This is a genomic window from Micropruina sp. (assembly GCF_047607385.1).
GTDB lineage: Bacteria > Actinomycetota > Actinomycetes > Propionibacteriales > Propionibacteriaceae > Micropruina.
The window spans coordinates 20,576-43,825 of sequence record NZ_JASGDE010000018.1; the positions used below are offsets into that span (position 1 = coordinate 20,576).

23 protein-coding genes and 1 tRNA gene are annotated in these 23,250 nt (G+C 70.4%); 5 read left to right on the top strand and 19 right to left on the bottom strand.

What is annotated here, in order from left to right:
- Positions 1 to 3: 3 nt before the first annotated feature.
- Complete coding sequence (locus QM582_RS01315; protein WP_415081051.1) at positions 4 to 924, bottom strand: phosphodiester glycosidase family protein; 921 nt, start codon at positions 922 to 924, stop codon at positions 4 to 6.
- A gap of 121 nt (positions 925 to 1,045) precedes the next feature.
- Here QM582_RS01315 and QM582_RS01320 point away from each other — a divergent pair, with 121 nt between their 5' ends.
- A complete protein-coding gene (locus tag QM582_RS01320; protein WP_415081052.1) occupies positions 1,046 to 1,315 on the top strand; it encodes a DUF2277 domain-containing protein in 270 nt (89 codons plus the stop codon).
- A 133-nt stretch (positions 1,316 to 1,448) separates the two neighbouring features.
- Here the strand turns inward: QM582_RS01320 and QM582_RS01325 are convergent, their stop codons facing one another.
- Together QM582_RS01325 and QM582_RS01330 are read right to left on the bottom strand one after the other, a co-directional pair.
- Entirely contained in the window at positions 1,449 to 1,862 is a 414-nt protein-coding gene (locus QM582_RS01325; RefSeq protein ID WP_415081054.1) for an SRPBCC domain-containing protein, read from the bottom strand.
- A gap of 537 nt (positions 1,863 to 2,399) precedes the next feature.
- Positions 2,400 to 3,008, bottom strand: coding sequence for a DNA-3-methyladenine glycosylase (locus QM582_RS01330; RefSeq protein WP_415081056.1), 609 nt, complete (start codon positions 3,006 to 3,008; stop codon positions 2,400 to 2,402).
- Positions 3,009 to 3,044: 36 nt separating this feature from the next.
- Here QM582_RS01330 and QM582_RS01335 point away from each other — a divergent pair, with 36 nt between their 5' ends.
- Positions 3,045 to 3,959, top strand: a complete 915-nt coding sequence (locus QM582_RS01335; protein WP_415081058.1) for a hypothetical protein — start codon at positions 3,045 to 3,047, stop codon at positions 3,957 to 3,959.
- 141 nt (positions 3,960 to 4,100) lie between these two features.
- Here the strand turns inward: QM582_RS01335 and QM582_RS01340 are convergent, their stop codons facing one another.
- A complete protein-coding gene (locus QM582_RS01340; RefSeq protein ID WP_415081060.1) occupies positions 4,101 to 4,949 on the bottom strand; it encodes a neutral zinc metallopeptidase in 849 nt (282 codons plus the stop codon).
- A gap of 126 nt (positions 4,950 to 5,075) precedes the next feature.
- Between QM582_RS01340 and QM582_RS01345 the strand changes: the two genes are divergently transcribed.
- Positions 5,076 to 5,801, top strand: a complete 726-nt coding sequence (locus tag QM582_RS01345) for an NUDIX hydrolase (protein WP_415081062.1) — start codon at positions 5,076 to 5,078, stop codon at positions 5,799 to 5,801.
- Between the two features lie 157 nt (positions 5,802 to 5,958).
- On the opposite strand, the gene QM582_RS01350 is transcribed toward QM582_RS01345, so the two are convergent.
- The gene (locus QM582_RS01350) at positions 5,959 to 6,795 is read right to left on the bottom strand and encodes a Bax inhibitor-1/YccA family membrane protein (protein WP_415081064.1); all 837 of its coding nucleotides are present in this window, start codon (positions 6,793 to 6,795) and stop codon (positions 5,959 to 5,961) included.
- 133 nt (positions 6,796 to 6,928) lie between these two features.
- The gene (locus QM582_RS01355; RefSeq protein WP_415081066.1) at positions 6,929 to 7,504 is read right to left on the bottom strand and encodes a TetR/AcrR family transcriptional regulator; all 576 of its coding nucleotides are present in this window, start codon (positions 7,502 to 7,504) and stop codon (positions 6,929 to 6,931) included.
- Between the two features lie 75 nt (positions 7,505 to 7,579).
- Between QM582_RS01355 and QM582_RS01360 the strand changes: the two genes are divergently transcribed.
- Complete coding sequence (locus QM582_RS01360; protein WP_415081068.1) at positions 7,580 to 8,152, top strand: dihydrofolate reductase family protein; 573 nt, start codon at positions 7,580 to 7,582, stop codon at positions 8,150 to 8,152.
- Between the two features lie 104 nt (positions 8,153 to 8,256).
- Here the strand turns inward: QM582_RS01360 and QM582_RS01365 are convergent.
- The 11 genes from QM582_RS01365 to QM582_RS01415 all read right to left on the bottom strand — a co-directional run bounded on the left by QM582_RS01365 (position 8,257) and on the right by QM582_RS01415 (position 19,336).
- Positions 8,257 to 8,330 (bottom strand) — tRNA-Leu (locus tag QM582_RS01365).
- Between the two features lie 55 nt (positions 8,331 to 8,385).
- Complete coding sequence (locus QM582_RS01370; RefSeq protein ID WP_415081070.1) at positions 8,386 to 9,306, bottom strand: exopolyphosphatase; 921 nt, start codon at positions 9,304 to 9,306, stop codon at positions 8,386 to 8,388.
- Positions 9,303 to 9,800 (bottom strand): DUF501 domain-containing protein, encoded by a 498-nt coding sequence (locus QM582_RS01375; RefSeq protein WP_415081072.1) that lies wholly within the window; start codon positions 9,798 to 9,800, stop codon positions 9,303 to 9,305. The genes QM582_RS01370 and QM582_RS01375 overlap by 4 nt, the downstream gene beginning before the upstream one ends.
- 130 nt (positions 9,801 to 9,930) lie before the next feature.
- Entirely contained in the window at positions 9,931 to 10,512 is a 582-nt protein-coding gene (locus QM582_RS01380; RefSeq protein WP_415081074.1) for an FtsB family cell division protein, read from the bottom strand.
- A 33-nt stretch (positions 10,513 to 10,545) separates the two neighbouring features.
- Positions 10,546 to 11,835 carry a phosphopyruvate hydratase gene (gene eno, locus QM582_RS01385; protein WP_415081076.1) on the bottom strand — a complete coding sequence of 430 codons (1,290 nt, stop codon included), beginning with the start codon at positions 11,833 to 11,835 and terminating at the stop codon, positions 10,546 to 10,548.
- A 156-nt stretch (positions 11,836 to 11,991) separates the two neighbouring features.
- Positions 11,992 to 12,564 (bottom strand): MazG family protein, encoded by a 573-nt coding sequence (locus QM582_RS01390; protein ID WP_415081126.1) that lies wholly within the window; start codon positions 12,562 to 12,564, stop codon positions 11,992 to 11,994.
- 40 nt (positions 12,565 to 12,604) lie between these two features.
- A complete protein-coding gene (locus tag QM582_RS01395) occupies positions 12,605 to 13,126 on the bottom strand; it encodes a hypothetical protein (RefSeq protein ID WP_415081078.1) in 522 nt (173 codons plus the stop codon).
- Positions 13,127 to 13,208: 82 nt separating this feature from the next.
- Entirely contained in the window at positions 13,209 to 16,790 is a 3,582-nt protein-coding gene (mfd, locus tag QM582_RS01400) for a transcription-repair coupling factor (protein ID WP_415081080.1), read from the bottom strand.
- A 209-nt stretch (positions 16,791 to 16,999) separates the two neighbouring features.
- Positions 17,000 to 17,599 (bottom strand): aminoacyl-tRNA hydrolase, encoded by a 600-nt coding sequence (pth, locus tag QM582_RS01405; protein ID WP_415081081.1) that lies wholly within the window; start codon positions 17,597 to 17,599, stop codon positions 17,000 to 17,002.
- 9 nt (positions 17,600 to 17,608) lie between these two features.
- Positions 17,609 to 18,244 carry a 50S ribosomal protein L25/general stress protein Ctc gene (locus QM582_RS01410; RefSeq protein ID WP_415081083.1) on the bottom strand — a complete coding sequence of 212 codons (636 nt, stop codon included), beginning with the start codon at positions 18,242 to 18,244 and terminating at the stop codon, positions 17,609 to 17,611.
- Positions 18,245 to 18,364: 120 nt separating this feature from the next.
- The gene (locus QM582_RS01415; protein WP_415081085.1) at positions 18,365 to 19,336 is read right to left on the bottom strand and encodes a family 43 glycosylhydrolase; all 972 of its coding nucleotides are present in this window, start codon (positions 19,334 to 19,336) and stop codon (positions 18,365 to 18,367) included.
- A gap of 263 nt (positions 19,337 to 19,599) precedes the next feature.
- Between QM582_RS01415 and QM582_RS01420 the strand changes: the two genes are divergently transcribed.
- Positions 19,600 to 20,616, top strand: a complete 1,017-nt coding sequence (locus QM582_RS01420) for a LacI family DNA-binding transcriptional regulator (RefSeq protein ID WP_415081087.1) — start codon at positions 19,600 to 19,602, stop codon at positions 20,614 to 20,616.
- 134 nt (positions 20,617 to 20,750) lie between these two features.
- Here QM582_RS01420 and QM582_RS01425 read toward each other — a convergent pair whose 3' ends face one another.
- The gene (locus QM582_RS01425; protein WP_415081089.1) at positions 20,751 to 21,728 is read right to left on the bottom strand and encodes a ribose-phosphate diphosphokinase; all 978 of its coding nucleotides are present in this window, start codon (positions 21,726 to 21,728) and stop codon (positions 20,751 to 20,753) included.
- Entirely contained in the window at positions 21,725 to 23,182 is a 1,458-nt protein-coding gene (gene glmU / locus QM582_RS01430; protein WP_415081091.1) for a bifunctional UDP-N-acetylglucosamine diphosphorylase/glucosamine-1-phosphate N-acetyltransferase GlmU, read from the bottom strand. The genes QM582_RS01425 and glmU overlap by 4 nt, the downstream gene beginning before the upstream one ends.
- Between the last annotated feature and the right edge of the window lie 68 nt (positions 23,183 to 23,250).

Here is a 23,250-nt window from a genome sequence, read left to right on the forward strand (position 1 = left end):
GGCTCAGCCCGCCAGGTACAGGATGTCGGAGGTGCCGCGCTCCTTGCCCCGGCCCAACGGGTTGTTGACCAGCGCGTCGTCGAACACCATCGCCGACGATCCGCCGCCGTCCAGGTTGTAGGCGAGGGTGGCCCCGCGGTCCAGGAACAGTTGGGCGAACTCCGGCAGGCCGACCCCGCGGCTGTAGCCGGTGCTGCGGCCGTCCACCACGATCCACAGGAAATGGCCGGGCTCGATCATCCCGACCCCGGTTCTCGGCTGGTCGCCCTGGATCGAGTGGTTGCCGAAGTTGGTGTCGATCTCGATCGCGTCGATGCCGGCGACCGCCTTGCCGTCGGCCACCATCCCGGGCCCGAAGGACAGGGTGTGGAAGACGCCGTCGTCGATCAGCCGTTGCGCACTGGTCGCGGTCTCGTCGTAGAGCGCCATCGAGCCGTCCCGGTACAGCGCGAGACCCTGCCGGGCGCCCTTGTCGCGGTAGGCGACGCCGTTGCGGACCACGATGCCGGTGTCGCGGAAGCCGTAGTAGTCGCCGTTGATCGCCAGCACCGCGTTCTTGGCGGCGGCCATCGTGGAGGGGTAGTCGATGATGTTCGACCCGAAGGAGTCCTTCGCGAAGGCCGAACGGATCAGGGTGGCGTCGCTGGTGGTGATGTCGGCGACGAAGTAGGTGACGGCGTCCGAACCGGAGCCGGTGGAGACCTTCTCGACGGTCAGCGAGGTGCTGGCGCTGGTGTAGCGGTTGTCGCTCACCGTGCCGGTGGGTGCCGCGGTGGTGCTCTCGGTCACCGTGCCCTCGACATGTTCGATGACGTACCGGTTGAGCGCCCAGGCGGTCGTCCCGCCCAGGCCCACCACGCCGGCGGCGCCGCCGCCGAACAACAGCCTGCGGGAGACCCGCCTCGCCAGTACCGAATCGCTCATGGATCAGTTGTACGAAGCCGGACTGTGCGGCCGCTGTGCCCGCGCTGCGCCGGCGCTGGGCGATCCGCGGGGCCTCGGCACGGCCCTGGGCGGCCGGGACGGTGCGGCGTAGGGTGACCGCATGTGTCGCAACATCCGCCCGCTGAACAACTTCGAGCCGCCGGCGTCCAGTGACGAGGTGCGCGCGGCCGCGCTGCAGTTCGTCCGCAAGGTGTCCGGGACCACCAAGCCGTCCAAGGCCAATCAGCAGTACTTCGACGAGGCGGTCGAGGAGATCGCCCAGATCACCCAGCACCTGCTCGACCACCTGACCACCACCGCCCCGCCGAAGAACCGCGAGGTGGAGGCGGCCAAGGCCCGCGCCCGCTCCGCGGCCCGGTTCGCCAGCTGAGCTACGGCACCCGACACCCGGACCGGGCTGGACATGCGGACGGCGCCCGACCTGCGGACCGGGCTGGACATGCGGACGGGGCCCGGACCGTCATCGGTCGGGGCCCCGTCGGTGCCTGCGGAACCGCAGAAGATCAGCTCGCTTGTGCGATCCGGTCGAGTGCGCTCTCCCAGTGCTGGGTGATCGCGTCGACGTCCCAACCGCCCGGGATGTGCTCGTGCCGGATCTCGACCACCGTGGAGTCCTCGGACTGCTTGACCAGGTGCAGGTCGACCAGCGATTTGGGGGCTTCGGCGTCCGCGTGCCAACTGAAGCGGATCTGCTCCAGCGGGTGATAGCTGCGTACCACGCCGTAGGTGCCGTTGTTGGATCGCCAGCTGTCGCCCTTGTCGCCGAGGAGGCCGCCCTCGCCCAGCAGTGCCTCGGCACCCACCGGGGTGGCCAGCAGCCGCCACACTTCCTTCACCGGTTGGGACACCGACCGCGCCACGACAACGGTGGTGTCCTGGGACTCTTCGAGCGAGTCGCTCGCACTCTGATCTGACATTGAAACCTCGATCCGATCGGTCCGAACCCGGTCGACGATGACCGGTAGAGCCACCATACTCCCGGCGTGACGGCCGCGTGCGGCGTGTCGATCCACAGTTGGCGAACGCTCAGCGGATAGAAAGGAGTTGCGACCGGACCGCGTATGAGGTGGTCCGGTCGAGTCGTTCCCGGACGCCGCCCGGCTGTGACAGCTGAGACAGTTGGGACGAGCAAAGCCCCTTGTGACAGGCAGATACCCGAACGCGAGACGGATCGCCGAAGTCGACGGAAAACCTCCCCGAAAAGCCTTGCGCCGGCCCGCGATGCGGAGTAGAAATAGCTCTACGCCGGATCCGACGAACCGGAGTCGAAAGACTTCACAGGGCCGTCACCAGTGATCCGGTACACGGTAGGAGATCGGGGCTCATTGCCCGGGGAGCAATCCACGGGTGTTCCGTAAGACGAGCGGACGAGCCGGCGAGCCGACCGGAGTTCGGGAGTCGTCTTCCCCGAGCGAACAGGGGCCGGACCAACTCATACTTGGTCCGGCCCCGCCTTACGTTGCGGCACCATTCTCACCCGCCGCTGCGGGCGCGGCCGGCCGCAGCCGCGGGCTGGGACGGTAGACCGACACCGTCGGATCCCCGGCCAGCCAGAACCGCCACTGCCGGCGGGCAGCCACCGACACCCCGACCCGCGGCCCGGTCGCGATCCGTCCGCTCTCCTCCCGCCGAGGCAGCAGGTCCAGCTCGGGCTCGCCGAGGCGGCGTCCGGAATCCGCCAGGGTCAGCGCCAGCGCCTGGCCCAGGCACCCGGGTCCGCGAGCCAGCCGGACATCGGGGACGCCGGGACGCCGGGCGCGCGCGACGTCCAGCCCCTCCACCACCTGGCCGGCACGCAGCAGCACCGCCGAGCCGCTGCCGTCCGGGCCGCAGACCAGGTTGGCGCAGATGTGAATGCCGTAGGACCGGTAGCAGTACAGCGTGCCGGGCGGCTCGAACAGGTGCCGGGTGTGCGGGCGCCAGCCCCGGTAGGCGTGCGCGGCCGGATCGTCGGCGCCGTGGTAGGCCTCCACCTCGGTGATCCGCAGCGTCACCGGCCCCACCCGGAGCCGCATCCCGAGCAGATCGGGGGCGACGGACAGGGCATCCCGGTTCAGGTCCATGGGCCCCAGTCTGCCCTGGACGGGTAGTCTCGCCTGGTGCGATCCCCCCGAGCCCTGGCCGCGGCCGTGGTCGTGGTCACCCTGCTCGGCGGATGCACCCCGCCCACCCCGACGACGAGCCCGAGCAGCAGCCCGTCCCCGGTCGCGGTCGATCTCACCGCCCCCGAGCAGGCGCGCGCGATGATCCGCCGGCTGATCGCCAAGGCCGGCACCCCGCGGCTGATCCAGGTCGAGATCGCCAAGGAGTGGGCCGCCATCACCGTGGTCAAGGACGACCAGCCGGAGACCTGGGCCTGGCGGGACAACACCATCAAGCAGGTGGACAGCGATGTCGCCTACGTGCAGCAGCGGGTCTTCTCGATCGACGAGTTCAACATCGACAACATCGGCGGGCTGTTCCGTGCCGCCGCCGCCATCTCCGGCTCGGAGAGCGGCCAGGAACTGCAGATCGTGGACTCCTCGGCCGGCGAGCTGTTCATGAGCGTGTCCACCCTTCCGGAGTCGCGCACCGTCTTCTTCTACCCGGACGGGGGCCTGCTGCCCACCCTCGACTTCAACACCGAGGGCGGCATCCAACGCGGCCTGGACGACGTCACCGCGACCGGCGCCAACGCCCTGGCGATCGGGGTGCAGTCGAATCTGGGCGCCTGGGTCGACCTGCCCGGCAGCGCCACCACCACGATCCGGCGGCTGCGCACCTCCACCGTCCCGGTCACCATCAACGAGCGGTCGCAGCGCTCCGATCTGCCCACCTTCAGCGTGTCCCGGGTACGGGCGTCCGCGATCTGGCGAGTGCTCGCCGACGCCCGGCTCAAGGGCCTGTTCGACGCCGGCACCCGCTGGCAGGTGACCGTGGACGACCGGGAGCGCACCGGCATCCCCCGGATGCACTTCACCATCGGAAGCACCTCGCTGACCACCGACCTGGACGGCCAGGAACTCACCCGCTGAACCGCTGGGCCCGGACGCCGCCCGGGTCCTCCCCCGCCCGCACTTTCCCCAGCCGACAAGGCCCTGCCTAACTATCTGCGCCCTCCCGCATGCGGGAGGGCGCAGATAGTTAGGCAGGGCCTTTTCGTGGCTCGGCGGTGCTCAGGCGGCGAAGGTGTCACACTGCCGGGGATCCCCGGAGTTGAATCCTCTGGTCAGCCAGTCCTGCCGTTGCTTCGCCGACCCGTGCGTCCAGGACTCCCGGTCGACCCGTCCGGTGGACTGCTCCTGGATCCGGTCGTCACCCACCGCGCGGGCGGCGTCCGCGGCCCGCAGCATGTCGTCGCGGGTCACCGCGGCGATCGGGGACGCAGCGTCCTTGGCCGCGTTCGCCAGCCACACCCCCGCGTAGCAGTCGGCCTGCAGTTCGAGCTTCACCTGGGGCGAGTTGGGCCCGGTCTGGTTGCCCGCCTGCTGCGCCCGCTCCAGCACGCCGGTCAGGTTGGAGATGTGATGCCCGTACTCGTGGGCGATCACGTAGGCCTCGGCGGCGTCCCCGCCCTTGGCGCCGAGTTGCCGGGTGAGCTGGTCGAAGAAGCCGGTGTCCAGATAGACCACCCGGTCGACCGGGCAGTAGAACGGCCCCACCGCGGACGTCGCGGTACCGCAGGCGGTGCTCACCCGGCCGGTGAAGATGTTGGTGGTGGTCGGCTGGTAGCCAGGCAGCGCCTTGCTCCAGTACGCCTGGATCGAGTTGGTGTAGGCGACGAACCGGCAATCGCGGTTCTGCTCGATGTCGGCCCCCGTGCGGCACTGGGCATAGCTGTCGGTGTTCTGCTGCGGCCCGGCCTCGGTACCGCTGAGCAGCGCGCTCGGGTCGAAGCCGAGGAAGACCGCCAGCAGCACGATCACCAGGCCGCCGACGCCGCCGACGGCCAGCTTGCCGCCCGCCGCTCCGGAACTGCTGCGCACCTGCGAGCTGTCCAGGCCCGCCGAGTCCCTGTACTGCACCGTCCGCTCCTTCGCCGCGAGAGTGTGACTGAGTGTACGTGCGGACGCCGTCGACGGTCAGCCCGCAGCCGGGGTGCGCCGGGGAGTCGGTTTGGTCTGCCCAAAACCCTCGGTCATCATGGGCAGATGCAGATCGTCGGCGTCGTGGTCGCGGGCGGAGCGAGCGTCTTCGCCCGTCCGCTCGAGCATGGCGCCGATCCGCATCAACTGGCCTGGGAACTCGGCTACCGAATCGTCCGGCCGCTGTCGGCGACCGGCCAGGGCGACGAGCTGACCCTGACCGTGCAGGTCTCGGCCCACGGCCGGGCGGTGTCCAGTCGCGGGCTGCGTCGCCGCCGGGCGCTCGACCCCGGCCTGACCGAGGACGAACTCGGCGACCCGTTGGTCCGGCAGCGGCTGGCCGCCTATGCGATCGTGCTGAGCCGCCGGGGGCTGCTGGCCACCGAGTTCTCCGAGCGCACCGCGGTTCCGCACTCGTGGGGGCTGCCGGGCGGCGGCATCGACCCGGGTGAGAATCCCAGCCAGGCGGTGATTCGCGAGGCCGTGGAGGAAACCGACCAGCACGTCGAAATCTCCCAGCTGCTGGACGTCCAGACCGACCACTGGATCGGACGCTCGCCGCGCGGTGTCGTCGAGGACTTCCACGCCGTCCGGATCATCTATGCGGCGACCTGCCCGGAGCCCACCGACCCGGTGGTCCGGGACGTCGGGGGCACCACGGCGTCCGCTCGCTGGGTGCCGCTGAACCAGTGGCACCGGCTGCACTGGGCGGCCGGGTCCCGGGCACTGCTGGACCGCCATCTGGCCACGCTGGCCGCCCGGTTCGGCTACCGCCGACGCAACGCCGGCTGAGGCGTCCGGCCTCCTCCCCCATCGACCGCTCGCCTAACTATTTAGCGCTCGCTGAGTTCAGCGAGCGGGAAATAGTTAGGCGAGCGCTGCGTCGGGGGGACGCGGAAACGCGACAACGCCGCCGGACGGACCCGGCGGCGTTGTGACGAGATCGAGGTCAGTTGGACCGGAAGTAGGACAGCAGCCGCAGCATCTCGATGTAGAGCCAGACCATGGTGACGGTCAGGCCGAAGGCGCCGCGCCAGGACTCCGACTCGGGGGCGCGCATCGCGATGCCCTGCTCGATGTAGTCGAAGTCGAGGATCAGGTTGAACACCGCCAGCCCCACGCCGATCGCGGAGATCAGCAGCAGGAAGGCCAGGTTGCCGCCCGAGAACAGGAAGCCCATGCCGAACAGCGACAGCACGAAGTTCACCAGCAGGACGGCGGCGTAGGCCATGGTGCCGATCATCACCATCTTGCGGAACTTGTTGTTGACCTTGATCCGGAAGAACTTGTAGGCGCCGAGCGTGGCAGCGGCGGTGATCAGCGTCGCCATCACCGCGGTCGGGACGATGCCGCCCCAGGCGGACTCGTAGACCTTGCTGACAGCACCGATGAAGACACCCTCGATGGCGGCGTAGGCCAGCACCATCCCCGGGTTGATCACCCGCCGCGCGGAGACCAGCAGGACGGTGACGAAGCCCACCAGCGCACTGACGATCATCGCCGGCAGCAACAGCGTCCGCGGCAGGAACATGAAGGTCAGCGCGGCGGAGGCGATGACGGTGCCCATCGTGATCGCCGACTTGGTGATCACGTCGTCGATGGTCATCACCCCGCGGGTCGCCTGGACCGGATCCTGCGGGTACTGCTGGCCGGGGAAGGGCTGGCCCGGCTGCTGATAGCCGAACTGACCCTGCGGCTGGCCGTACTGCTGGTAGCCGTACGGGTTCTGTTGCTGTTGCGGGGTGAAAGCATCCGGCCTCGAGAGAACGGGGTTGGAGCTACGCATGTGGGTTTCTTCCTCCTAGTGGATGTGCATCCATAGTAGGTAACGCGCGGAACGCCGGGAAGCTTCCCACCCCCGGTTCCTCCCTGAGTCGGCGACCCGAAACCGCGCCGGAGGGGGCGGCAACCGCCCTCGGTCAGCTCCGGGGACCGAGGACCCGCTCCACCAGGACGCCCACCGCCGCGTCGGGATCGGCGTCCGGATCGAGCGGGACGGTGAGCTGGTCGAGGATCAGGCCATCGAGTGCGTAGTGGAACAGGACGATGGCGGCGCGGTCGCCGGGCAGCCCCATCCGTTCGGTGAACTCGACGTCGGCGCGCAGTTCCTGGCGTTGCCAGGTGTTCAGAATGTCGGCGACATGGGGCCGGCGGGTCGCCTCGAGTCGCAGTTCGAACAGGGCGATGGCGGCGTCCCGGTCGGCGGTGAGGCGATGGACGATGTCGCGCAGGTAGGCGGCGAACAGGGTCCGGTCCGGCGTCCGCTCGGCGAGAGCCGCATGCACCCGAGGGTCGGGCTGAAGACGCTCGCCGATCCGCAGCAGGATCGCGTCCACGATCTCGTCGCGGGATGCGAAGTAATTGGACGCGGTGCCGGTCGGAACCGCGGCCTCGGCGTCGACCGCCCGGTGGGTCAGCCCGCGGGCGCCCTGCCGGGCCAGCACCCGTACCGCCGCATCGGCGAGCACGGTGCGGCGCTCCGCGTTTCGTGGCACCTCGCCAACCTATCGCAATCACTACCGATGTCGTGGTAGATTCCAACCACGACATCAGTAGTGATTGGAGCCGCCGTGCGCGAGTTGGTCTACTACGTGGCAGTCTCGATCGACGGCTACATCGCCGCTCCGGACGGCAGCTACGACGCCTTCCCGCTGGAAGGCGATCACCTGAGCGTGATCGTGGGCGAGTTCGCCGACGCGCTCCCCGCCCACGTCCTGACCGCGCTGGGCATCGAGCCGCCGCGAACCCGGTTCGACACGGTGATCCAGGGTCGGCACAGCTATGACATCGCCCGCACGGTCGGCATCGAACGTCCGTACGCGCAGCTGCGCGAATATGTGGCGACCCGCTCGGAGACGACGCCACCCGAGGGCGTCACGTTCACCGCGGACGCCCTCGCCACCGTCCGGGCGTTGAAACGGGAGGACGGGTTGGCGATCTACCTGTGCGGCGGAGGCGAACTGGCCGGGGCGCTGCTGCCCGAGATCGACCGGCTGGTGCTGAAACGCAACCCCGTGGTGCTGGGCGCCGGCATCCCGATGTTCGGCGGCGGCACAGCTGCCCCGGTCAGGTCGTTTCGACTGGTCAGCGCGCGGACGTTCAACTCCGGCGTCGTGGTCGAAGAGTACGAACGGGTGAGCTGACCTCCGCGGCTCCCGGACGGCTCGTCGGCGACCTCGGGTCACTCCGCCCAGAAGTCGATGTAGTTGCCGTCGGTGGCCAGCCCTCGTCGCATCGGGCTGCTGGGTGCCCCCGGCGGGGTTCGAACCCGCACTGGGGCGGGTTTAAGCCGCCTGCCTCTGCCGGTTGGGCTACGGGGGCACGGCTCGATCCTAGAGGAGCCCGGCCCGGACGGCACCGTGTCGGGCAGGGCCGGTCAGGCCTCCAACAGGCCGAGGGCGAGGCCGTCCAGGATGTCCGACTCGCTGACGGTGAGATCGACCTGCACCCGGCGTCCGACCCGGTCCGCGATCAGGGCGCCGGCGCAGATCACGTCGGCCCGCTTGGGATGCATGGACGGCAGCTCGCGGACCTGCGCGACGCTGGAGCCGAGCAGTTGCTGAGTGAGCGCGGACAGGTCGTGGCGAGCCAGCGTGGAGCCGTGCACCCTGGTCCGGTCGTACTCGGGCAGCCGCTGGCTGACCGCCGACAAAGACGTGGCGGTACCGCCCACCCCGATCCAGGTGGCCACGTCGGCGAACGGGATGCCGGAGGAGTCGAGCAGCGCGTCGATGTAGTCGGACGCCGCGTCGATCTGCGCGCCGGTGGGCGGGTCGCCGGCCAGGAAACGCTCCCGAACCCGGACGCTGCCGATGTCGAGAGAGAGGCCGTGCTCGATCCGGGGGGTGATCCCGCCGCTGCCCAGCACCAGTTCGGTGGAGCCGCCGCCGATGTCCATCACCAGGGCGGGGGCGGCGACGTCCGGCAGCGCGGTCAGGGCGCCGCGGAACGACAGCGCCGCCTCCTCGTCCCCGCTGATGATCTCGGCGTCCACACCGAGCAGGCTGCGGGCGCCGGCGAAGAACTCGTCGCGGTTGGACGCGTCCCGGGCGGCCGAGGTGGCCACCAGGCGGACCCGGTCGGCACCGAACTCCTCGATCACCTGGGCGTATTCGGCGAAGGCGTCCAGGGTGCGGCGCAGGGCGTCGGGGTGGAACTGGCCGGTGGCGTCCACGCCCTGGCCGAGCCGGGTCAGGATCAGCCGGCGATCGAGGTCGACCAGCCCACCCCCGGACGCCGGCTCCGCGACCAGCAGTCGCACCGAGTTGGTTCCGCAGTCGATCGCCGCAACCTTCATGCCGCCCCCAGACACTCGCCGAACGGGAAATCTCGCAGTAGTTCCACCGCCTCGTCGCCGAGCGGGTTCACCCCCGGCCCGGCCGCCAGCGCATGCGCCACCAGGACGTGTAGGCATTTCACCCGGGTCGGCATGCCGCCGGCACTGACCCGGTCGATCTCGGGCACCTCACCGAGAGCCTTGCGGTCGGCCAGGTAGGCGTCGTGGGCCGCGGCGTAGCGGGCGGCCAGTTCGGCGTCCTCACCGAGCCGCCGGGTCATCTCGGCCATCACACCTTGTGCTTCAAGGGTGGAGCAGCCGGCGACCGCCAGCGGGCAGGTCAGGTAGTAGGTGGTCGGGAACGGGGTGCCGTCCGGCAACCGCGGCGTGGTGACCACGACACCCGGGTGACCGCTCGCGCACCGCCAGGCGACGCGGACCAGGCCACGCGGGGTGCGGCCCAGCTGTTCCTCGATCGCCGCGATGTCGGCAGGGTCGATCAGGGACGCGGGCATGGGGTCATTCTGCCCGCTGGCCGGTGGGCTGTCGAAGTGCGGGACGGGCCCAGCGGCCGGAAAGGTATCACCAGTGGGACGAAAGGAACCGTCCCCGTCGTACCACCCACCGGCGGGGTTCGGGCAGCGGTCAGCGTCCGACCTTGCGGGTGGGGTTGTCGGCGGTCTCCACCGAACCCCAGAGCCGGTCGAACCACATCTGGGAGTGCTCGCCGGGGGGCAATTCGTTCTCGGAGTCCAGCACCACCCCGGTACCGAGCGGCTTGCCGTCCGGGCCGATCACCCGATACCCGGTCTCGCCCGGCAGCAGCCAGCCCAATTGGGCCCGGGCCTGGGCCTTCACGTAGGCCGGGTCGTTCCAGCGCCGGATCTCGTCCTCGAGCTGGCTGATCCGCTGGGTGCGCTCCTGGATCTGCTGGTTCGCCGCGGCCAGATCGCGCTGCTGGTCGAGATAGATCCGCAGCGAGTTGGCGTAGGACAGCGCCAGCACCACCAGGACGCTGAGCACCGCCAGCGCCCGCCGGGTCAGCCCGAGGCGTCCGGGCAGCTTGGGCAGCCGGGACGCGGCCTTCGGTGCGGACGCCGGGGTCTGCGCCTCGGCGTCCGGCGTCGCGGCCGGCCTGGCTCCGGACGCGCGCGAGCCGGCCCGGGTGCGTGTGGAACGACCCGGGCCGGCTGGCGATGTACGTGGTGGTCGCCTGTCGCGAGCCATCAGACCTGACCTCTCATCAGGTCAATCGTACGGTCAGTTGGCGCTGAACCTCGGGAAGGCGGCGGCACCGGCGTAGCGTGCCGCGTCCTCCAGGTCCTCCTCGATGCGGAGCAGCTGGTTGTACTTGGCCACCCGCTCGGTGCGCGCCGGGGCGCCCGACTTGATCTGGCCACAGCCCAGGGCGACGGCCAGGTCGGCGATGGTGGTGTCCTCGGTCTCGCCGGAACGGTGGCTCATCATCGTGGAGTACTTGGCGTGATGGGCCATGGTGACGGCGTCGATGGTCTCGGTCAGCGAGCCGATCTGGTTCACCTTGACCAGCAGCGCGTTGGCGGTGCCGGTGTCGATGCCCCGCTTGAGCCGCTCGACGTTGGTGACGAACAGGTCGTCGCCGACCAGCTGCACCTTGTCGCCCAGCTCGTCGGTGATGGCCTTCCAGCCGTCCCAGTCCTCCTCGTTGAGCGGATCCTCGATGGAGACCAGCGGGTAGTTGGCGACCAGGTCGGCGTAGTAGGCGACCATCTCGGCCGAGGTCTTCGACTGGCCCTCGAAGGCGTAGGTGCCGTCCTCGTTGAAGAACTCGGAGGCGGCCACGTCGAGCGCCAGCGCGACGTCCTTGCCGGGCTCGAAGCCGGCGTTGCCGATGGCCTCGACGATCAGGTCGAGCGCGGCCCGGTTGCTCTCCAGGTTCGGGGCGAAGCCGCCCTCGTCGCCCAGGCCGGTGGCCAGCCCGCGGCCCTTCAGCACGGCCTTCAGGGCGTGGTAGACACCGGCGCCCATCTCCAGCGCCTCGGCGAAGGTGCTGGCGCCGATCGGGGCGATCATGAACTCCTGGATGTCGACGTTGGAGTCGGCGTGCGACCCACCGTTGAGGATGTTCATCATCGGAACCGGGAGCAGGTTCGCGGTCGGGCCACCCAGGTACTTGTAGAGCGGCAGGCCGGCGGACTCGGCGGCCGCGTGCGCGACGGCCAGCGACACGCCCAGGATCGCGTTGGCGCCCAGCTTGGACTTGTTCGGGGTGCCGTCCAGTTCGATCATCGCCTGGTCGATCGCACGCTGCGCGTCGGCCTCGAACACGTTGGTGATCTCGGCGGAGAGCTGCTGCTGCACGTTCTCGACGGCCTTCAGCACACCCTTGCCGCCGTAACGGCTCTTGTCGCCGTCACGGAGTTCAGCGGCCTCGAAGGCGCCGGTGGAGGCGCCGGAGGGAACCGCGGCGCGTCCCTGGGAGCCGTCGTCGAGGATGACCTCGACCTCGATGGTGGGGTTGCCCCGGGAATCCAGAATCTCGCGGGCGTCCACGAATTCGATGCTTGCCACGATGCAGTGCCTTTCGGGTGGTGGAAACGTCGCCTTCACCCTATCGGTCCGAGCCCCGCTGGGGATGGGGGTTGACGAGGAACGGAATCGATCCGTGCCCGGGACTCGCCGGCGCGGTCCGGGTTCCGGCCCGGAGGGCTGGTCCAGTCGGCTGGTTCAGCCGGCCGTTTCGGCGGCGACGATCCGGCGCTCCAGCTCCCGGACGGCGGCGCGGGTGGCCTGTTCGGCGTCCACACCGCGGGCGTGCGCCTCCATGACCAGGGCCAGGATCCGCTCCCCGATGTCGTCGGACGGGGTCGGCGTCGGGGTGCCCGACCCCTGCCAGTCGCTGCGGGCGATCACCTTGGCGGCCCGGGTCAGCGCCGACATCCGCTGCGGGATCCCGTCCAGCACCGAGGTGCGTCCCTTCTCGGCCCGCTTGCGCTGCTCCCAACTGGCCAGCATGTCGTCCGGCACCGGCTCGGACGCGAAGACGTGCGGGTGCCGGGCGACCAGCTTGTCGGCGATCCCGCGGGCCACGTCCTCGATGTCGAAGCGACCCTCCTGATCGGCGATCTCGGCATGGAAGACCACCTGCAGCAGCAGGTCGCCGAGCTCCTCCAGCAGCGCCGGATCGGAGCCGTCCTCGATCGCCTCGACCACTTCCAGGGTCTCCTCGACCAGGTAGCCGACCAGCGATTCGTGGGTCTGCTCGGCGTCCCACGGGCAGCCGCGACGCAGCGTCCGCATCACCTCGACGAGGCGCTCCAGCTGCGGATGAGACACGGGCTCAGGCGGGAGCGCTGGGCGTTGCCCAGGGCTTGGACAGCTGACCGCCGGACTGGGCGATGGCCGCCGACTCCACCGACCAGGACCCGTAGCGCGGGTTCACCTGGACGGAGGCCTGCGCCACCCGGGCCAGGAACGCGGTCTCGCCGACCCGGTTGATCACCAGGGTCGAGTCGACCACGTCGTCGACGAAGCCGGAGACCTGCGGGTCGTCGCCGAACGCGGCCAGGTTGGGATTCGCGTTGAGCACGGTGGTGCGCGCGTCGCCGGTGAGCTGGATGCCCTGCTCGGTGGCGATGGCCCGGGCGATCTCACCGCGAATCGCGTAGGACAGCACGATCGCGTGCGGCTCGGCCAGCTGGCCGCCGGTCTCGCCGATGGCCTTCACCGGGCCCTCGACCCGGGAGACCGGGATCGACACCCCGTTCACGCTGGCGGCCACATTGGCCCCCGGATTGGAGCACCCCACCAGCACCAGCAGTCCCGCCACGACCGTGACGAGCACCCAACGCACGCTTTTCATCGTCCCTCCAGACTCCCCCGCGATCCTAGTGCCCCGGCCACCAACCTTCACCCGCTACGCGATGCCCGGTCGGCGCCGCGCGTCAGAAGATCTCGTCCAGCACGGCGGTGGCCCACTCGAGCAGTGGCAGGTCCACGATCGGCTGGCCGGCGATCGGGCGGGTCATCGGACGCGGGATCAGCACGTGCCCGGCCGCCTTGCGCACCTGGGAGCCGGGATAGAGCCGGTTCAGCCGCAGCTGCCGCGACTCGGGCAGGTCGGCGGGCGAGAACCGGACGAAGGTGCCGGCCATGATGATCTCGGTGATCCCCTTGGCGCGGGCCAGCAGCCGGAACCGGGCCACCGCGAGCAGCGCCTCGGCGGGCTCCGGGAGCGGACCGTAGCGGTCGATCAACTCATCCCGGACGGCGGCGATGCCGGCCTCGTCGGCCACCTGGGCCAGCCGCTTGTACATCTCCAGCCGGAGTCGCTCCGATTCCACGTAGTCGACCGGCAGGTGCGCCTCGACCGGCAGCTCGATCTTCATCTCCGGCTCGGGCTCGGCCTGCTCGCCGCGGAAGTCGGCGACCGCCTCGCCGACCAGCCGGATGTACAGGTCGAAGCCGACCTCGGCGATGTGCCCGGACTGCTCGCCACCGAGCAGGTTGCCGGCGCCGCGGATCTCCAGGTCCTTCATCGCGATCGCCATGCCGGCGCCCAGGTCGGTGTGCGCGGCCATCGTGGCCAGCCGGTCGTGCGCGGTCTCGGTCAGCGGCTTCTCCGGCGGGTACAGGAAGTAGGCGTAGCCGCGCTCCCGGCCACGGCCCACCCGTCCGCGCAGCTGATGCAGCTGGGACAGCCCGAGCAGGTCGGCACGCTCGATCAGCAGGGTGTTGGCGGTGGAGATGTCCAGCCCGGCCTCGACGATCGTGGTGCAGACCAGCACGTCGGCGCGGCGCTCCCAGAAGTCGACCATCACCTGTTCCAGGGCGTGCTCGTTCATCTGCCCGTGGGCCACCGCGACGCGTGCCTCGGGCACCGCCTCGGCGATCCGCTTGGCGGTCTTCTCGATCGAGTTGACCCGGTTGTGCACGTAGAACACCTGGCCCTCGCGGGCCAGTTCGCGACGGATCGCGGCCCGCACCTGGGCCTCGTCCCAGGGGCCGGCGAAGGTGAGCACCGGATGGCGTTCCTCGGGCGGGGTGGCGATCACGCTCATCTCGCGGATGCCGGTGATCGCCATCTCCAGGGTGCGCGGGATCGGGGTGGCGCTCATCGACAGCACGTCCACGTTGAGCCGCAGCTTCTTCAGCGCCTCCTTGTGCTCGACGCCGAAGCGCTGCTCCTCGTCGATGACCACCAGGCCGAGGTCCTTGAACTGGACGCCGCCGGCGAACAAGCCGTGGGTGCCGACCACCACGTCCACGGTGCCGTCGGCGAGCCCGGCGAGCACCTTCTTCCGCTCGGCGTCGGTGGAGAACCGGCTGAGCGCCGCCACGGTCACCGGGAAGCCGGCGTAGCGGTCGGCGAAGGTGGCGTGGTGCTGCTGCACCAGCAGCGTGGTGGGCACCAGGACGGCGACCTGCTTGCCGTCCATCACCGCCTTGAACGCGGCCCGGACGGCGATCTCGGTCTTGCCGTAGCCGACGTCGCCGCAGATCAGCCGGTCCATCGGGATGACCTGCTCCATGTCGGCCTTCACCTCGGTGATCGCGGCCAGCTGGTCGGGGGTCTCGACGTAGCTGAAGGCGTCCTCCAGTTCGCGCTGCCAGACCGTGTCGGGGCCGAACGCGTGCCCCTTGGACGCCTGCCGCGCGGCATACAGCTTGATCAGTTCGGCGGCGATCTCGCGGACCGCCTTGCGGGCCCGGGACTTGCGGCGCGACCAGTCGGCGCCGCCCATCTTGTCCAGGGTCGGGTTCTCGCCGCCGACGTAGCGGGTGATCAGGTGCAGCTGGTCCATCGGCACGAACAGCCGGTCGCCGGGGTGCCCGCGCTTGCTCGGCGCGTACTCGACGACCAGGTACTCGCGGGTGGCGCCCTGCACGGTGCGTTGCACCATCTCGACGTACCGGCCCACGCCATGGGTCTCGTGCACCACCGGGTCGCCGGCGGTCAGTTCCAGCGGGTCGATGGTGTTCTTGCGCCGCGCCGGCATCCGCCGAGACGATTTGTCGACTTCTCGCTGGCCGGCCAGGTCGGCCGCGGTGAACACCGCCAGGTCGACGCCGGGCAGGATGAAACCGTGCCGCAATTCGGCGACCACCACGGTGGCCAGCCCCGGCTCGGGGAGCGTGTCGAGATCGATCGCACCCTTGGCGGCGACACCGCCCTCGGTCAGCACCTCGCCCATCCGGGACGCCAGGCCGGGGCTGTCGGCGACCAGCAGCACCCGGTCCCCCGCGCTCACCCGGGCTCGGACGGCGGCCAGCCCGGCCTCGGCGTCGCCGCGGAACACCTCGCCCTCGCGGGCCTCGACGGTGCGGGACTCCACCCCGGCCAGATCGGCCTCGCCGATGCCCAGGTCGATCGGCTCGTCCCAGTCGTCGGCCACCGTGGCGGGCAGCGGATCCGGCGCGGACGCCCAGGGCGACAGCGACCACCACAGCTGGCCGCGGTCCATCGCCCCGGTGCGGACGTCGGCCAGCTCCCGGTAGGCGCCGGCGGCCAGGTCGATCGGCGCCCGGCCCCCGGACGCCGCAGCCGCCCAAGAGGCCTGCAGGAACTCCTGGCTGGTGGTGACCAGTTCCCGGGAGCGGGCCCGGACCCGGTCCGGGTCGGAGACCAGCACCACGGTGTCGGCGGGCAGTACGTCGATCAGCAGTTCCAGGCCGTCCACCAGCGCCGGCGACAGCGCCTCCATGCCGTCCACGGCGTGCCCCTGGGCGATCTTGTCGAGCATCTCGGACAGGTTGCCCTCGATGCTGCTGGTGCGATCGGCCAGCTCGGCCGCGCGGGCCTTGACCGCGTCGGTGATCAGCAACTCGCGGCAGGGCGAAGCGACGACCTCGCTGAGCGGATCGCCGAAGGAGCGCTGGTCGGCGACCGCGAAGGTGCGGATCTCGTCCACCTCGTCGCCGAAGAAGTCGACCCGGACCGGGTGCTCCTCGGTGGGCGGGAAGACGTCCAGGATGCCGCCCCGGACGGCGAACTCGCCGCGCCGCTCGACCAGGTCGACCCGCACGTAGGCAGCGTTCACCAGGGCCCTCGCGACATCGCTGAGATCGTGGCTGTCGCCGCTGCGCAGCGCCACCGGCAACAGCTCACCCAGTCCGCGGACCTGCGGCTGCAGCACCGAACGGACCGGCGCGACGATCACCCGGGGCGCCGGACGCTCGTCGTTGCCGGCCAGCCGGCGCAACACCTCGAGCCGGCGTCCGACGGTGTCGGAGCGAGGGCTGAGGCGTTCGTGCGGCAGCGTCTCCCAGGCCGGGTAGTAGGCGACCGCGTCCTCACCGAGCAGCGACTGCAGCGACGCGGTGGCCGCCTCCGCCTCGCGATAGGTGGAGGTGATCAGCAGCGTGGAGCGTCCCGACCCGGTGGCCAGCGCGGCCACCAGCACCGGCCGCAGCGCCTCGGGTGCGGTCAGATCGAGGGCCCGCGGGCGTCCCAGCCGGGCGTCGGCGATCGCCGGTGCGATGGTGGGGTCGGAGGCGACGAGTTCAACCAGTCCCGACAAAGTCACCGGGCAACCTTACGCCCTCGGACCGACACCCCCACGCGCTCGGTCACCGGCTCAGTGGCGGGCGTTCCGCAGCACCTTGCTGAGCGCACCGACGCCCACGAACGTCAGGAAGAAGCCCAGGAAGGCCGCCGCGGCGCGGAGGAAGTTGCCGGCCGGAGGCATCGCGTCGAGCATCCCGGGTAGGCGGGCGCGGGGCCGCCGGGCGAGACTCAGCCGTTGAAGGCGTTCTGCGCGGCCTCCAGCCCGTTCCGCATCAGCACCTCGACGGCATCGGCGGCGCGCGCCACCTCGACGGCGAGATCCTCCCGCGCCGAGGCCGGGAACGGGCTGAGCACGAAGTCGGCGGGGGCCTGCCGGCCGGGCGGACGTCCGATGCCCATCCGGACCCGGAGGAAGTCGCCGGTGCTCAGCGAGGAACGCATCGACTTCAGCCCGTTGTGGCCGTTGTCGCCGCCGCCGAGCTTGAGCCGGAGGCGTCCGAAATCGAGGTCGAGCTCGTCGTGGACGGCGATCACCTGGGCCGGCTTCACCCCGTAGTAGGCGGACGCCTTGGCGACCGCGGCGCCGGAGTCGTTCATGAAGGTGCGCGGCTTCAGCAGCACGACGCGCTGGGCGTCCGCACCGATGCCGCCCATCCCGGCGGCGGTGATCCGGGTCTCGCAGACGTCGGCCCGCATCCCGCGCGGGGCGGTGAAACCGGCGCTGGCCCGGCGGGCCAGCTCGTCGGCCACCATGAAACCGACGTTGTGCCGGTGAAAAGCGTAGGTCGGGCCCGGATTACCGAGCCCGACCACCAGCCATACAGCCATCGGAGCGAATTACTCGCTGTCGGAGGCGGCCTCCGCCGGAGCGGAATCCTCGTCGGAGGTGCCGGCAACGGCGGCGTCCAGCTCGGCGTCGATCTGCTCCTGCGACTTGGCCGCGGCGATGCTCAGGATCAGGTCGTCCGGCTCGCCGGGGAACACCGCGCCCTCGGGCAGGTTCAGATCCTTGGCGGCCACCGAGTCGCCGATCTCCAGGTTGGTCACGTCGATCTCGACCGAGGCCGGGATGTGGGTGGCCTCCGCCTCCAGGGTGATGGTCTGCTGATCCATCACGATGACCCGGTCGGCACGCTCGTCGGCGCCCAGGACAACCAGCGGGACCTCGACGGAGACCTTCTCGCCGCGCTTCACGACGACCAGGTCGACATGCTCGATGGTGCCCTTGACCGGGTTGCGCTGCACCTGCTTGGGCAGCGCCAGCTGCGCGGCGGCGCCGTCGATGCTGATCGACAGCAGCGCGTTCGCGGCGCGCAGCGCCAGCAGGGTCTCGTGGCCCGGCAGCGACACGTGGACCGGGTCGGCCCCGTGGCCGTAGAGCACGGCCGGAACCAGGCCGGCACGACGGGTCCGGCGGGCAGCGCCCTTGCCGAACTCGGTCCGGGACACCGCGGGAATCTTCACTTCAGCCATGGATGGCTACTCCTCATACCTCGTCTGCAACTCGATTTCTCGGACGAGGGAGGCGCGCGAATCGGCACACACCTTGTCGATCACGGGCCTGGGGCCCCTCGCCGAGGCAACCGGAGTAGCTTATCGCGCCGAAGCCGAGGGGTGGAAATCGGGCAGCACCACCCGGCCGTCACGCACCGCGATCGGGACCGGGTCGATGATGCCGCCCAGGAAGTCGCCGTCCGGGCCGTCGTGGCGGAAGGCCAGGAACACCTGGGCCCCGGACCGGTCGGTGACGATGCGGCCCACGTAGTGCCGCCGGTCGGCCAGCAGCTGTGCACCGGCGATGTCGTAGGGCCCCAGCGGCCCTTCGGCCGGCGCCAGCCACACCCCGCCGCGGGTGCCGGTGGCCCTGCGCGCCGCAGACACGTCGCGATCGAGGCAGTTGAACAGCAGGAAGTGCCGGCCCTCGATCACCACCGGGTCCGGAACCTCCAGTTGCCCGAACCCCTGACCGGGCTGCGACAACGGTGGTTGCAGCGTCCACCGGCGCAGGTCGGGGGAAGTGGCGTGCCCGATCACCCCGCGGTCGTCGGCGGCGCCGCGATTGGCCCGGGCGGTGATCAGCAGGTGCCAGCCGTCGCCGTCCGGGTCGGGCAGCACGCAAGGGTCGCGGAACGCCTCGTCGTTCCACAATCCGTCGGCCAACCGCTCGTACCAGCGCGGGTCGGCACGCAGCACCGGACCCGGCGCCTTGGTCCAGTCGTAGAGGTCGGGCGAGGTGGCGTAGGAGATGGTCTGTACGTTCGACCCGTTGGGCGCGGCGGTCGCCGAGGTGTAGATCAGGTACCACAGCCCGTCCGGGCCGCGGGTGATCGAGCCGGTCCAGGTGGCCAGGTCGTCCGCGGCCGGCGCGTCGGAGCGCACCAGGGCGTCCGTCACCCGGGTCCAGTGGCTGAGGTCGTCGGAGACGGCGTGCCCCACCGAGGCCCGGTAGTGCCGGGCCTCCGGATCCTTCAACGCCCGCGAGGCGTACAGGAAGAACAGGTGGTAGCGATCGCCGTCGTCCACGATCCAGAAGTCCCACACCCAGGCCTCGGGGAGATCGAACACCGGTCAGCCCTTCCTACTCGACGCGACGGGGACGGACGTGGCCACCGGTCGGCCGAACGCCGCCGGCCTGGCGAGGAGCGTCATTGGTTCCTCCTGGACGATCGCGGGATCGGCACGTCCCGACGACTGCTAAAAGCATTTACGCGTCAAGGCTACACCGCCGCGCCGGGCCGACAACCTGCTAAATCCTTGCTTCTAGGCCGGAACGGGCGATCTCGGCAGTCGCCGTGGAAGACTTGGCAGCCGATGGGGACGGGAGTCGCATGACGAAGCGGGTGACGCTGGCCGACGTGGCAGCCCTGGCCGGGGTATCGCAGACGGCCGCGAGCCTGGTGCTCAACAACCGCCCGGGCAGCCGGCTCTCCGCCCAGGCCGCGGAGCGGATCCGGGCTGCGGCCGAACAACTCGACTACCGACCCAACCCGGCGGCGCGCAGCCTGCGCAGCGGCAAGACCAATATCGTCGCCTTCGTCTCCGACGACGTCACCGTGACCCGCTACGCCTCGGCGATGATCCGTGGCCTGCTGGACGTCGCGGAGGACCACCGCCGCACCGTGCTGATCGCCGAGACCGGCAGCAACCCGCGCCGGATCCGGGAGGCGATGCGGGCCATCATCGACCGGCAACCCGACGCGATCCTGTTCGGGCGGATGGGCGCCCGGGAGTTCGACGTGCCGAAGGTGCCCGCCGACCTGCCGGTGGTGCTGATCAACGCCACCAGCCCACGGGGCTACCCCAGCGTGCTGCCCGCCGAGTTCGAAGCCGGACGGACGGTGACCCGGACGCTGCTCGATGCCGGCCACCGGGACATCGCCATCATCGGCGTGGACCGGGAGGCCGCCGCCGACCCGCGGCAGTCGGTCACCATCGCGATCCGCTACGACGGCATCTTCGACGCCCTCGCGACGGCCGGAGTCACCCCCAGCTGGGTCTACTCCAGCCTGCTCTGGGAGCCGGACACCGGCTATCGGGCGATGCGCGAACTGCTGGCCAGCGACGCCCGGCCGACCGGGCTGATCTGCCTCAACGACCGGCTGGCCTTCGGCGCCTACCAGGCGCTGACCGAGGCCGGGTTGCGGGTTCCGGACGACCTGTCCGTGGTGTCCTTCGACGACGACATCGTGGCGTCCTATCTGCGGCCGGGACTGACCACCGCGGCCATCCCCTACGAGGAGATGGGACGCCGCGCCATGGCGATGCTGCTGTCCGATCCCGAACCCGAGCACCAGCTGGTGCCGATGCCGCTGCGGCTGCGGGAGTCCGTCCGAGCGCTGCGATAGCGCCGCGCCGACGGGTTTCCCTCGGTCCGCGGCCGCTGAGAGATCGCGGTCACCGCCCGCCGTCCTGTGCCAGCCACTGCTCCAGCCGCCGCCGATGGGCCGCCGCCTGCCACCAGTGCCGGGAGCGGGGTCCGTTACTCCACGCCGTCGAACAGCGAAGTGACCGATCCGTCCACGAAGACCTCCTGGATGGCCTGGGCCAGCAGCGGAGCGATGGACAGCACAGTCAGCTTCGGAATCAGCAGGTCGTCGCGGATCGGCAGCGTGTTGGTGACGATCACCTCTTCGAAAGCCGAAGCGTTGAGCCGCTGGGCGGCCGGCCCGGACAGGATCGGATGGGTCGCCGCGGCGATCACCTGGGACGCGCCGTGATCGCGCAGTGCGGCAGCGGCCTGGCAGATGGTGCCGGCAGTGTCGATCATGTCGTCGACCAGCAGGCAGACCCGGCCCTTCACGTCACCGACCACCTCGCCGACGGCCACCTCGTTGGCCTTGTTCGGGTCGCGCCGCTTGTGGATGATCGCCAGCGGCAGGCCGAGCCGATCCGACCAGTTGTCAGCCAGCTTCACCCGTCCGGCGTCCGGCGAGACCACGGTCATATTGTCCAGCGGATAGTTGGCAGCGACGTAGTCGGCCAGCACCGGAATGCTGAACAGGTGGTCGACGGGGCCGTCGAAGAACCCCTGGATCTGCGAGGCGTGCAGGTCGACGCTCATCAGCCGGTCGGCACCGGCGGTCTTGTACAGATCGGCGATCAGCCGGGCCGAGATCGGCTCACGACCGGCGTGCTTCTTGTCCTGACGTCCGTACGGGTAGAACGGCGACACCACGGTGATCCGCTTGGCCGACGCCCGCTTCAGGGCGTCGATCATGATCAGCTGCTCCATCAGCCATTCGTTGACCGGCGCCGGATGGCTCTGGATGACGAAGGCGTCCGCCCCGCGCACCGACTCCTCGAAGCGGACGTAGATCTCCGAGTTCGCGTAGGTGACCTGCCGGGTGGGCACCAGGTCGACGCCCAGGAGTTCGGCCACCTCTTCGGCCAGCTCCGGGAACGCCCGGCCGGTACACAACATCAAGTGCTTCTCGGTGGGCCGCTTGATCCCGCTCACTTCTCGCCCTCCTGGCTCCCGGACCGGTTCAGCGCAGCGTCGGCCGCGGCCGACGTCCGAGTACCTGGTCGTTTGTGGGCCACCCAGCCCTCGATATTGCGTTGCCGGCTGCGGGCCAGCGCCAGCTCGCCGGGGCCGACCGCATCGGTGATCGTCGATCCCGCGGCGACGTAGGCGCCGTCGGCGATCTCGACCGGCGCCACCAGGACGGAGTCGCTGCCCACGAAGGACGCCTTGCCGACGGTGCTGTGCGCCTTGTGTACCCCGTCGTAGTTGGCGAAGATCGTGCCGGCGCCGATGTTGGCGCCCTCGCCGATGGTGGCGTCCCCGCAGTAGGTCAGGTGCGGCACCTTGGCCCCGTCGCCGATCTGGGCGTTCTTGGTCTCGACGAAGGCGCCGATCTTGCCTTTGCCGCCCAGTTGGGTTCCGGGCCGCAGGTAGGAGAATGGGCCGACCTGGGCGTCCGGCCCGATCACCGCCAAGGTGGCGTGGGTCCGGACGACGTGGGCACCCTGGCCCACCTCGACATCGATCAGCGTGGTGTCCGGCCCGATCACCGCACCGGTGGCCACCGAGGTGGCCCCCTCCAGCGACGTGCCGGGGAGCAGGGTGACGTCGGCGGCCAGGTCGACCGAATCATGCACCCAGGTGGTCGCCGGATCGAGCACGGTGACACCCTCAGCCATCCAGCGACGCAGGATGCGCCGGTTGAGTTCGGCGCTCAGCGCGGCCAGCTGGATGCGGTCGTTGATCCCTTCGGCCTGCACCGAGTCGGCCAGCACGGTGCCGCCCACCCGGCCGGCGCGACTGCGGGCGAACGCGATCACGTCGGTGAGGTACAGCTCGCCCTGGGCGTTGTCGGTGCTCAGCGCCGCGATGCCGGCGCGCAGCGTCTCGGCGTCGAAGACGTAGATGCCCGCGTTGATCTCGGCGATCTGCCGCTCGTCGTCGGACGCGTCGCGCTGTTCGACGATTCGGGCAACCTCGCCGGCCTCACGGACGATGCGTCCATAGCCGGTCGGATCGTCCACGATCGTGGTCAGCAGGGTGACCGCGTTGCCCTCCGCGCGATGCGCCTGGATCAGCTCGCGCAACGTGTCGCCGGTGAGCAGCGGAACATCGCCGCTGGTCACGACCACGTCGCCGGTCAGGTCACCCAGGGCTGCGAGTCCGGAGCGGACGGCGTCGCCGGTGCCGCGGGGCTGCTCCTGGACGGCGGTGACCACCTGCGGGGCGATCTCGTCCAGATGCGCCTGGACCTGCTCGCGCTGATGACCGATCACCACCACCAGGTGCTCCGGCTCCAGCGCGCTGGCCGCCTCGACGGCGTAGCTGAGCATGGAGCGGCCGGCGAGTTGGTGCAGCACCTTCGCGGTGGCCGACTTCATCCGGGTACCCGCACCGGCCGCCATGATGACGACGGCGGCGACACGCCCCTGGTCGGTAGTGGACACGAATTCTCCAAGAGGTCGATGGGCCACGCGGGGCTCCGGGTCGAGGGTCGCTCGGCCGAGGAGTTCTG

Coding starts and splice junctions, on each gene's coding strand:
- QM582_RS01320 (WP_415081052.1), top strand. CDS start 1,046: ATGTGTCGCAACATCCGCCCGCTGAACAACTTCGAGCCGCCGGCGTCC.
- QM582_RS01325 (WP_415081054.1), bottom strand. CDS start 1,862: ATGTCAGATCAGAGTGCGAGCGACTCGCTCGAAGAGTCCCAGGACACC.
- QM582_RS01375 (WP_415081072.1), bottom strand. CDS start 9,800: ATGCCCGCGTCCCTGATCGACCCTGCCGACATCGCGGCGATCGAGGAA.
- QM582_RS01330 (WP_415081056.1), bottom strand. CDS start 3,008: ATGGACCTGAACCGGGATGCCCTGTCCGTCGCCCCCGATCTGCTCGGG.
- QM582_RS01410 (WP_415081083.1), bottom strand. CDS start 18,244: ATGGCTGAAGTGAAGATTCCCGCGGTGTCCCGGACCGAGTTCGGCAAG.
- QM582_RS01380 (WP_415081074.1), bottom strand. CDS start 10,512: ATGGCTCGCGACAGGCGACCACCACGTACATCGCCAGCCGGCCCGGGT.
- QM582_RS01370 (WP_415081070.1), bottom strand. CDS start 9,306: ATGAAGGTTGCGGCGATCGACTGCGGAACCAACTCGGTGCGACTGCTG.
- QM582_RS01395 (WP_415081078.1), bottom strand. CDS start 13,126: ATGAAAAGCGTGCGTTGGGTGCTCGTCACGGTCGTGGCGGGACTGCTG.
- pth (WP_415081081.1), bottom strand. CDS start 17,599: ATGGCTGTATGGCTGGTGGTCGGGCTCGGTAATCCGGGCCCGACCTAC.
- QM582_RS01315 (WP_415081051.1), bottom strand. CDS start 924: ATGAGCGATTCGGTACTGGCGAGGCGGGTCTCCCGCAGGCTGTTGTTC.
- QM582_RS01345 (WP_415081062.1), top strand. CDS start 5,076: ATGCAGATCGTCGGCGTCGTGGTCGCGGGCGGAGCGAGCGTCTTCGCC.
- QM582_RS01390 (WP_415081126.1), bottom strand. CDS start 12,564: ATGCGGACGCTGCGTCGCGGCTGCCCGTGGGACGCCGAGCAGACCCAC.
- QM582_RS01350 (WP_415081064.1), bottom strand. CDS start 6,795: ATGCGTAGCTCCAACCCCGTTCTCTCGAGGCCGGATGCTTTCACCCCG.
- QM582_RS01420 (WP_415081087.1), top strand. CDS start 19,600: ATGACGAAGCGGGTGACGCTGGCCGACGTGGCAGCCCTGGCCGGGGTA.